Genomic DNA, 9497 nt, shown 5'->3' on the forward strand with positions numbered 1-9497 from the left:
CCCCACATGAGCATCGGTAACAACACCCCGGAGACGGCGCACGCCGGGAGCGGCGAACAAAAACGGCTGTGGAAAAGAAAAAAAACGGTGGGGCATGGAGGGAATGACAACGGAAGATAGTATCTTTGCTGCGATTTTGTCAGGCGGCCCCGCGGGTCCGCCTGACAAAGACCGGGAATGTAAAGTAAAGCGGCACATTTCCTGATGCGATGTCAACTATTCCAGTACCTCTATCAAGAGTGTGTAAAATAATGTAGTTTATTTAAACAAAAACTGTCAACCTATTTCAGGAAAAGACAGTAAGTCATTGCCCTGATTGTAAAATGCCGTCTTTTACACGGCGAAAGATGGCATTTCGCCTTGCCGTTAGCGGCCTTTTGCTATGTCAAAGACAGTCTTTTGTGTTCATTACGCCCTTGGTCTTTATGGAATTTCATGTGTGCACTTGGCCTGGTATGTCGTTTTTATTGTGAATAAGGTTCATTGATGCCTTAACATAAATCAACACTAAAAATGGTAAAATGTCAAGTCAAATCCTTATTTTTGCATAATGCAAAAAACATGTATCAATGAAAACGGAACTTGAAAAATGTCTGGCCGGAGAGCCTTTTTACGGTGGTGACCCGGAAATAGTGAAAATAGCGGCAAAGGCGAAACGGCTGACGCGCGAGCTTAACGATACGGGATATACGGATATTGAAAAGAAACGTGGCATAATGAAACAGCTGTTCGGCAGCGTGGGACGGCGTGTACACATTGACGTTGACTTCCACTGTGAGTACGGCCGCCACATATTCATTGGCGACCGCGTGATAATCAACATGAACTGCACTTTCGTCGACAACAACATTATCGAAATAGGCAACGATGTACTCATAGCCTCTAACGTGCAGATATATACCGCCACGCACTCTACCCGCTACGTCGAACGCATGCTGCCCGATGACGGCGGAGACGACTGCGAGTTTTGCCTGACATACGCAAAGCCCGTGAAAATATGCGACGGCGCGTGGCTTGGCGGTGGCGTCATCGTGCTGCCAGGAGTGACAATCGGGCGCAACAGCGTCGTCGGCGCAGGCAGCGTTGTCACCCGTTCAATACCCGACAACTGCGTGGCAGTGGGCAATCCGTGCAGGGTAATAAAGAATATAGATAATAGGGAGAAGCCTATACCGCAATAGCAGTAAAGCCATTAAAGTTTGGCAAACATATTTTTAATGTTGGACAATGTTTCGTCTTGTTCTATTTCAGTCAACGCGGCGAGGTTGTTTACGCAGCCGAGCATGGCCGCCCCACCGAAACCAAGTTGCTGTAAATAGCTGATTTTGTCGGGAGTTACGCCGCCGAGAGCTATTACTTTATCGTCGATAATGTCGTCAAGCGACGCTTGTTTCAATGTTTCGTCGGTGAATGCCGAGGCGTAGCCTTGCTTTGAGACGCTGTCGAATATCGGGCTGAGGAAGACGTAATCGCATGCGTCTTTATACCGTCTGACTTCATCTAAGGAGTGACATGAGCGGCTGACGTGCCCCTGCCACCCATCAGGAACGATACTGCGTCGTGCGTTGAGGTGTATTCCGCGAAGGCCGTAAAGCCGTGCAAGCTCGAAGAAATCATGTATTACGATGCGCTTACGGTCGTCTGCCGACAACCCGTCGAGCAGCCTTGCGCAGTCTTCAGGCGTCGCCCCGGGTTTGCGTAAGTGAACAATGTCAACGCCATGGGCGAACAGACGGTGAAGAAACTGCGCCTCGCCGTCAAAAAAAGAAGGGGAAGTTATGACAATCCAAAGCACGTTTCTTTTAGGGATTAAAATGTTTTTTTTAATTAAGAGTTAAGAATTAAGAATTAAGAAAATATGCATCGACATTATGACAACAATGGTATTTTTCTTAAATCTTAACTCTTAATTCTTAATTTTCCGACTCTTAATTCTTAATTATTTAAGTTTTTCTATTATCAGTTCAGCCACTTTTTTGCCTGACATAAGCATTCCGCCAAAGATTGGTCCCATGCGGGGAGTGCCGCTGACGGCTGAGGCTGCCATGCCGCAGACGTAGAGTCCGGGGTAGATTTCCTTCGTTCCGTTTACCACTTCCTCCTCACCTGCAACAACGTCGAGCGAGCGTTCGCCGATAACGGCACCCGTGTCGGTGGCCAGGCGTATGCCGTTCTTGCGTGCAACGGTCTTGCACATCTCGCTGTCGTGGCCCGTTCCGTCGATTACGCACTTAGCCATGATGTTCAGCGGGTCAACGTGCAGTCCTTCGCGCAGCACAGGAGTCCAGTTTACTACGACGCCGCTTACAACGTTGTTCTTGAACACAACGTCCTCTACCGAGTAGCAGTTGAATATCGTTGCGCCCTCGTGTACGGCCTTGTAGAGCAACGCTGAGGTGCTCTCGACAGAGTCCATGACATACAGACCGTCGCCGTAAGGCTTATAGTTGATGTCGAAATCCTTTACGATGTTGATTGCCTCTTCCTGAACAACAATCTGGTTAAACATCATTGCGCCGCCCCACATGCCGCCGCCGGGAGACAGTTTGCGGTCGAACTGAGCCACCTTAAGCCCGGCCTTAGCCAGGTAATACGCTGCAACAATGCCCGACGGACCGCCGCCAACGATAGCGACGTCGAGGTCGAGGTTTCTTTCCAACTTCTCGAAATAGGTACTGATGATACCCTGTGAAACTTTCTTTTCAATCATTTTTTATTATGTTTAAATCGGTAAATCCTTATTTTTTATGTAGTTAAAGTAGTTACAGGTAGTTAAAGTAGTTAAAAGTCATTACCTTAGTGGATTAAAACCTGCATGGCATTTGACTTTAACTACTGCGAACGTAGCGAGCAATAACTACTCTAACTACCTTTAACTACTAAATTAAATATCACACTCCCCGTCCTTCTTGATGTTCTGGCTTATGCGCATTGCGCAGAAGTTGGGGCCGCACATCGTGCAATACTTGCCGCCAACGTGGTTGGCCGTCTTGTAATACTCCAACGCTCGCTCAGGGTCGAGGCTCAGGTTGAACTGGTCTTTCCAGCGGAACTCGTAGCGTGCCTTGCTCAGTGCGTTGTCGCGTACTATCGCTCCGGGGTGCATTTTGGCCAGGTCGGCAGCGTGGGCGGCCAGCTTATACGTCACAACTCCTACACGCACGTCGTCACGGTCGGGCAGGGCGAGGTGCTCTTTCGGTGTTACGTAGCACAGCATGGCCGTGCCGAGCCAGCCTATCTGGGCGGCACCGATGGCGCTGGTGATGTGGTCGTAGCCCGGCGCGATGTCAGTAACGAGCGGGCCGAGGGTGTAGAACGGCGCGTTGTGGCACTTCTCTATCTGCCTCTGCATGTTCTCCGGAATCTTGTGCATGGGCACGTGTCCCGGGCCTTCGATAAACGCCTGCACGTTCTTCGCCCACGCACGCTCGACGAGTTCGCCCATGGTGTCGAGCTCGGCAAACTGCGCACGGTCGTTGGCGTCGTGTATGCTGCCGGGACGAAGGCCGTCGCCCAGCGACAGGGCAACGTCGTATTTGGCGCAGATGTCGCAGATGTCGTCAAAGTGTTCGTAGAGGAAGCTCTCCTTCTGGTGCTTCTGGCACCACATGGATATAATGCTTCCGCCACGGCTCACCATGCCCGTAACACGGTCGTCGGCCAGGTGGATGTTCTTCAGGCGTATGCCGCAGTGTATGGTGAAGTAGTCAACTCCCTGCTCGCATTGCTCGATAAGAGTATCGCGGAACAGCTCCCAGGTCAGGTCCTCGGCCTTGCCGTTCACCTTCTCCATGGCCTGATACATCGGCACAGTGCCCACCGGAACGGGGCAGTTGCGGATAATCCACTCGCGGGTTTCGTGTATGTTGTCGCCCGTCGACAGGTCCATGAGCGTGTCGCCGCCCCACTTGCAGCTCCATACGGCCTTTTCCACCTCCTCGTCAATGCCCGACGTGGTGGCGGAGTTGCCTATGTTGGTGTTTATCTTCACGAGGAAGTTGCGCCCGATAATCATCGGCTCGGCCTCGGGGTGGTTGATGTTGGCCGGGATTACGGCACGTCCTGCGGCCACTTCGTCACGCACAAACTCGGGCGTTATATGCGTCTTGATACCCAGTGCGGCGCAGTTCATGTTCTCACGGATGGCCACATACTCCATCTCGGGCGTCACGACACCCTGCTTGGCGTAGTACATCTGGCTTACCTGGCAGCCTTCCTTGGCCCTCAGCGGCAATGTGATGTGCTCGAAACGCAGATGGTCGAGCGAGCGGTCGTCGCGCCTCATGCGTCCGTATTCTGACGAAATCTCTGCCAGACGCTCTACTCCGCCACGCTTCATAATCCACGGTTCGCGCAGCCGCGGCAGGCCTTTCTTCACGTCAATATCCACTGACGGGTCGCTGTAAGGCCCGCTGGTGTCATAAACATAGACGTCGGGATTGGGATGTTCCACGCGCTCGCCGTTCTCGATTGTTACCGTCGGCATTTGATGAACCACGCGCATTCCCACCCTGATGTCGGGATAGAGACTGCCTTGCATGTAGACTTTCTCTGACCCGGGATAAGTGATTTTGATGTTATTGTCCATAGAATATTATTTTTTAAATTAAGAATTAAGAGTTAAGAATTAAGAAAAATACCTTCGTATGCTTATTTGTCAAGGCATATTTTCTTAACTCTTAATTCTTAACTCTTAATTGAATTGCTATTTTTCTCATTTCCTCTACCGGATTATCGGCCCGGAGCACGCTGCCGCTGAGGGCTATGCCTGTAACGCCCGTAGCCATAACCTGCGGTATGTCGTCGTAAGTAATGCCGCCGATGGCTACGATGGGCAAGTTAATGCCGTGTGTTTTCATCAGCGAAACGATGTTTTCGTAGCCCTCGATACCGAGCATTGGGGCAAGGTTCTTTTTCGTTGTGGTAAAGCGGAACGGCCCGCAGCCGATGTAGTCGGCGCCCTGTGCGGCAAGGCGTTGTATGTCTTCAAACGTGTTTGCCGTGCCGCCGATGATAAACTCGTCACCCAATATGCGCCGTGCTTCGTCTACGGGCATGTCGTTCTTGCCCAGATGTACGCCGTCAGCGCCCACGCGTTTCACCAGTTCCACATGGTCGTCGATGATGAACACGGCACCTCGTCGCCTGCATTCCGGCAGTATTTGCCTTGCCGTGCGCTCTATTTCAGCCTCGTCGGCGTCCTTCATGCGCAGCTGTATCCATCGGCAACCGCCCTCCAAGGCCATCATCGCCGAGTCGAGATACGAATATCTGTCAGTGAAGTGGGTGATGAACTGGAGCTTTGATTTTAAGGTTTTAAGGTTATTAGGTTTTACGGTTTTACGGTTTGACCTTATAACCTTATAACCCGATGACCTTATGACCTCAGAACCCGATGACCTTATGACCTCAGAACCTGATGACCTTATAACCTTATAACCGTAAGACCTTATAACCGCATCATCATAGAAATGGCATACCGGTCCGTGTCCATGTCCAACAACAACGTCGGCGCCGGCCTTCAGAGCCTCGGTGAGATACATTTTCGCCTGGCGTACGGCCTCCTCCATGCCGTGTCCACGCGCCAGCATTGCGGCGATGGCCGACGACAGGGTGCAGCCCGTGCCGTGGGTATTGAATGTATCCACGGTGGCGGACGAAAATTCCGTTCGCTTAACGCCGTCATCGTAGCTTACGTAAAGATAGTCCGTTTTGGTAGTTCCCTCGGCATGCCCGCCCTTTATCAGCAGAGCCTTCACGCCAAGGCGCAGTATAGCCTGCGCCGCCTCGTCGACAGAACTGTCAGTGCCGGCCAGCGTCCAGGCCTCAGGCAGGTTTGGCGTAACGATGTCGGCCATGGGCAACAGCCGCTCTTCCATCACCTGCAAGGCGTCAGCCTGCATCAGGGCGCAGCCGCTGGTTGCCACCATTACGGGGTCAACCACCAGAAACCTTGGCCTGTGCAGCGTCAGGGCACGCACTATGGCGTCAAGCGTTTCGGCGTCATTCACCATGCCTATCTTCACCGCGTCGGGCATGATGTCTTCCATTACCGTTACAATCTGGTCGTAAACCACCTGCGGCGGCAGGGCATGCACGTACTTCACGCCCACCGTGTTCTGCACCGTTACGGCCGTTATTGCCGTGGCGCCATACACCCCGAGGGCAGAAAACGTCTTCAGATCGGCCTGCAATCCTGCGCCACCCGAAGGGTCAGAGCCTGCTATTGACAATGCCGTTATATATCTTTTCATCGTTGTGTCTATATATTAAATAAAGTGTACATGAAAAGACGGAACGCACGGACATCGTTTCATTATGCGCGAAAGAGTAAAGAATGTCACCAAAAACTCCCAGCGTCGGCATTATCCGTACTGGTGCAATGTGTATCATCTCAGCCTTCGGCAACCAAATGCTGCCCGGCACCACCTTTTTAGTACGCCGCAAAGATAACGCTTTACCGCGTAACCGCAAAATTTTCAGGTAGTTTTCTACAACTAAAATATATCTTCATTTCGATATGAGTCTTACCCGATGGTCTTCTTAAGATAAACCATGTCCTTCAGTCTGTGTCCGTCTTCAATTATCGCATGGTCATAATTTATAATAAAAAAATCCTTCACGATATGCGAAACGACAAATCCACAACTCTCATAAAACCCGATTGTTATCATACTGTCGCCTGTGCCAACCTGCATTATATTATAGTTGTCCTTATAACGGTTGCACAGAAAATCAACCATTCGCCGTCCATATCCCTGATGTTGGTACTCCGGGGCTACCGCCAGGTTCTTCAGTTCACATACGCCGTCCGTCCCGTCAGTAACAACCGCTACGGCGATCAAATCGCCGTCATTGCCAAACATAGCGTACAAATCACCTTTGTCCAGATACCTGTCAATCATCGACTCCTGTTCGTCAGCCAAGAGCAGCAAGGGCAGGAAGTGCTTTTTCCCCGTTTTTATCAAACTTATCCGGGTGTTAGAAAATGTCATAGGCCTATTCAGATAATGTCCTGTCATAAAAGCAAGAAACAGCTGTCAAAAAAACTGTTTCAATGCCCGATAGCTTCCTAAACAGCTGCGTCCAAGGCAGCAGTCTATACGGACAAAGATACGGCATTTATTGCCTGCCGCAAAACTTTCAGTGTTTTTTTACGGAAAATTCATTCGCGCCGCATAATCCCGGGCAGCTCACGCCGTATCCTTTCCTTTGACCAGTCCCACCATCGCAGGCTTTCCAGTCTGCTGATTGTTGCGTCGTCGAAGCGTTTTCTTATCGCTCGTGCCGGCACTCCGCCCACTATCGTGTACGGCGCCACGTCCTTTGTCACCACGGCGCGGGCTCCGATGATGGCCCCGTTGCCGATGTGCACGCCCGCCATGATTACCGCCTCGAAGCCAATCCATACGTCGTTGCCTATTACGATGTCGCCCTTGTTGTCCCAGGCCGAGGCCACGTCGGCCTTGTCAAGTTCCCATTCGTCGTAAAACAGCGGGAATGTGTATGTTGAAAGGGAACGGAGCGAATGGTTGGCGCAGTTGAACAGAAACTTCGCCCCGCATGCAATGGAGCAGAATTTGCCTATCCTGAGCCGCTCGTGGTTTACCGGATAATGGTAAAGCACGTTGTTACGCTCAAACTGGCTCGGGTCGTTAACGAAGTCGTTGTATATAGTAAGGTTTTAAGGTTATTAGGTTTTACGGTTATAAGGTGGTTTGACCGCATAACCTTAGAACCCGATGACCGCATAACCTTATCATCATAGTGTAGTCGCCCACTTCAATCGACGGGTCGGCCACTACGGCGTTGAGGTACACCGTCTGGGTGTCACCTTCGCGTGGGTATATTTTCTTCATCATGATGTTTTTTGATTGGTTAAGTTTGCATGATACCTGTTACGGCAGATAGGTTTACTTTCTGATGAGGCTTGAACGCCTGCGGCTAAGGTGTGCGGCCGACTGTATGCCGAGCAGTATGACGTAAAGATATTCGGCCGTCCAGAATTCCGCAAGCGACGCTTCAGCCCAACTGAGGTACAATAAATATATCTGGTATATCACTATGGCTACCGTCTGGAACAAGAATGTGGCCTTGGTCGCTCCCGTCCCAATCACCGCGTTCATCAGCACATAGCCCGGCAGGGCGAACACATAGTTGGCAAGCATAACCATGTATGGCAGCCAAGCCTCGTCAGTAACGGCCGTGCTGTCGGTGTAGAGGCCGATCACTTGCGGCCGTAGCGCCACGGCGGCGATAATCAGCGGCAGTCCCGTGGCATAGCCCAGGCGGATGACACGGCGCAGAAGCGCAGGCACCTGCCTGCCCTCACCGTTGCCGATGAGGTTGCTAACGAGCGAACCTGTCACCGTGGCAAACGAGTTTACTATGACGAAAAACAGCGTTGATACGCTGCGAATCACGTTTGTGGCGGCAAGCTGCGCCTCGCCCAAATGCTCTATCGCTACGAAGAAGGCCATCCATGAGGCCACTCCGATAAACGAATGGAACATGCTCCACACCGATACGCCGAGCACATTGGCCATCACACGGCGGTCGGCCACGGGCCGCAACCCGTATTTACGCATGTTGATATGCCTTGCCACATACGCTGAAAGAACTATGAGCGAGCACAGTTCGGCCAGCGACGAGGCGATGGCAGCGCCCGAAATGCCCATGTCGAGGGCGAATATCAGCAGCCAGTTGCCAGGGATGTTTACCACTACGGCCGTCATTGCCGCAAGGTTGAGCGCCCGTGTCTGCGTAATACCGACGAGCAACGCCCTCAGGGCAAGCAGCGGGAACGAGAACAGTAGGCCGTAGACGCGCCAGTCAAGATAGGCTGTTACGGCACGGTAAACGTCGTCCGACCTTACCATCAGCCCCAACAGCCATGGCGACAGAAGTTGTGTAACGGCGCACAGTGCCACCGCCAGTGCCGAGAGAAACAGCAATCCCTGGAAGAACGTCAGTCCTACATCGGCATAACGCCCCTCTCCGTTGCGCCTCGCTATTACCACTTGAAGGCCAAGGCTGAAGCCGAAGCCCAGCATGTAGACCGCCAGATACCATATTCCGGCTATCGCGGCGGCGCCAAGTTCCACTTCGCCAACATGGCCGAGAAACACGGCGTCGGTGATGTTTATCAACTGTTCGATAAGTATGCTCATCATAACGGGCAGGCTGATGAGCAATATCTGTTTATATGAATAGACCATTGTTCAACATTTGTTTTAATAAGAAAGGTCACTACTGTCCCGTAAAAGTGGATAAATAGTTCTTTGAAATTATTGAAATATAGCCAATTACACGGTTTTTTGAAATGAAACGGACTTGATTTTGCAACTTTGCAGTCTAATACAAATGGCTGCTATGTTCCAAGACAAATACGTATTCTCTCAATTAACCGCTTTTCTGAACAGGACTCAGTTTAACAACTATGTTCGTAAGTATGATGGCAACCGATATGTGAAACATTTCACTTGCTGGAATCAGAT

The 9497-nt window shown here is 51.3% G+C and carries 8 protein-coding genes and 2 pseudogenes; 2 read left to right on the forward strand and 8 right to left on the reverse strand.

All coding sequences use genetic code 11. The features are described from left to right. The first annotated feature begins 569 nt into the window (after positions 1-569). On the forward strand, positions 570-1181 hold the full coding sequence (locus H6A34_RS12045) for a sugar O-acetyltransferase (protein WP_205105716.1): 612 nt from the start codon (positions 570-572) through the stop codon (positions 1179-1181). A gap of 11 nt (positions 1182-1192) precedes the next feature. Here H6A34_RS12045 and H6A34_RS12050 read toward each other — a convergent pair whose 3' ends face one another. The 8 genes and pseudogenes from H6A34_RS12050 to H6A34_RS12085 form a co-directional block, all read right to left on the reverse strand. Continuing rightward, a complete protein-coding gene (locus tag H6A34_RS12050; RefSeq protein ID WP_205105717.1) occupies positions 1193-1795 on the reverse strand; it encodes a thiamine phosphate synthase in 603 nt (200 codons plus the stop codon). Between the two features lie 144 nt (positions 1796-1939). Then, positions 1940-2710 carry a sulfide-dependent adenosine diphosphate thiazole synthase gene (locus H6A34_RS12055; protein WP_205105718.1) on the reverse strand — a complete coding sequence of 257 codons (771 nt, stop codon included), beginning with the start codon at positions 2708-2710 and terminating at the stop codon, positions 1940-1942. Between the two features lie 174 nt (positions 2711-2884). Beyond that, a complete protein-coding gene (gene thiC, locus H6A34_RS12060) occupies positions 2885-4588 on the reverse strand; it encodes a phosphomethylpyrimidine synthase ThiC (protein ID WP_205105719.1) in 1704 nt (567 codons plus the stop codon). Between the two features lie 91 nt (positions 4589-4679). Further along, on the reverse strand, positions 4680-5357 hold the full coding sequence (locus H6A34_RS12065) for a thiamine phosphate synthase (RefSeq protein WP_338088663.1): 678 nt from the start codon (positions 5355-5357) through the stop codon (positions 4680-4682). A 123-nt stretch (positions 5358-5480) separates the two neighbouring features. Further along, a pseudogene (gene thiD, locus H6A34_RS15065) lies at positions 5481-6254 on the reverse strand (bifunctional hydroxymethylpyrimidine kinase/phosphomethylpyrimidine kinase); the annotation flags it as partial. Between the two features lie 273 nt (positions 6255-6527). Continuing rightward, complete coding sequence (locus tag H6A34_RS12070) at positions 6528-6995, reverse strand: GNAT family N-acetyltransferase (protein ID WP_205105720.1); 468 nt, start codon at positions 6993-6995, stop codon at positions 6528-6530. 170 nt (positions 6996-7165) lie between these two features. Continuing rightward, positions 7166-7862 (reverse strand): annotated as a pseudogene (locus H6A34_RS12075) (CatB-related O-acetyltransferase). Between the two features lie 51 nt (positions 7863-7913). Then, a complete protein-coding gene (locus tag H6A34_RS12085; RefSeq protein WP_205105721.1) occupies positions 7914-9218 on the reverse strand; it encodes an MATE family efflux transporter in 1305 nt (434 codons plus the stop codon). 154 nt (positions 9219-9372) lie between these two features. Between H6A34_RS12085 and H6A34_RS12090 the strand changes: the two genes are divergently transcribed. Continuing rightward, on the forward strand, positions 9373-9497 hold a 125-nt coding region (locus H6A34_RS12090; protein ID WP_205105724.1), incomplete at its 3' end, for a DUF4372 domain-containing protein.

The organism is Marseilla massiliensis (assembly GCF_016899855.1).
GTDB lineage: Bacteria > Bacteroidota > Bacteroidia > Bacteroidales > Bacteroidaceae > Prevotella.

Bases quoted from the DNA above. Each gene is read 5' to 3' on its own strand.
- H6A34_RS12085 (WP_205105721.1), bottom strand. From the start codon at position 9,218: ATGGTCTATTCATATAAACAGATATTGCTCATCAGCCTGCCCGTTATG.
- H6A34_RS12045 (WP_205105716.1), top strand. From the start codon at position 570: ATGAAAACGGAACTTGAAAAATGTCTGGCCGGAGAGCCTTTTTACGGT.
- H6A34_RS12055 (WP_205105718.1), bottom strand. From the start codon at position 2,710: ATGATTGAAAAGAAAGTTTCACAGGGTATCATCAGTACCTATTTCGAG.
- thiC (WP_205105719.1), bottom strand. From the start codon at position 4,588: ATGGACAATAACATCAAAATCACTTATCCCGGGTCAGAGAAAGTCTAC.
- H6A34_RS12070 (WP_205105720.1), bottom strand. From the start codon at position 6,995: ATGACATTTTCTAACACCCGGATAAGTTTGATAAAAACGGGGAAAAAG.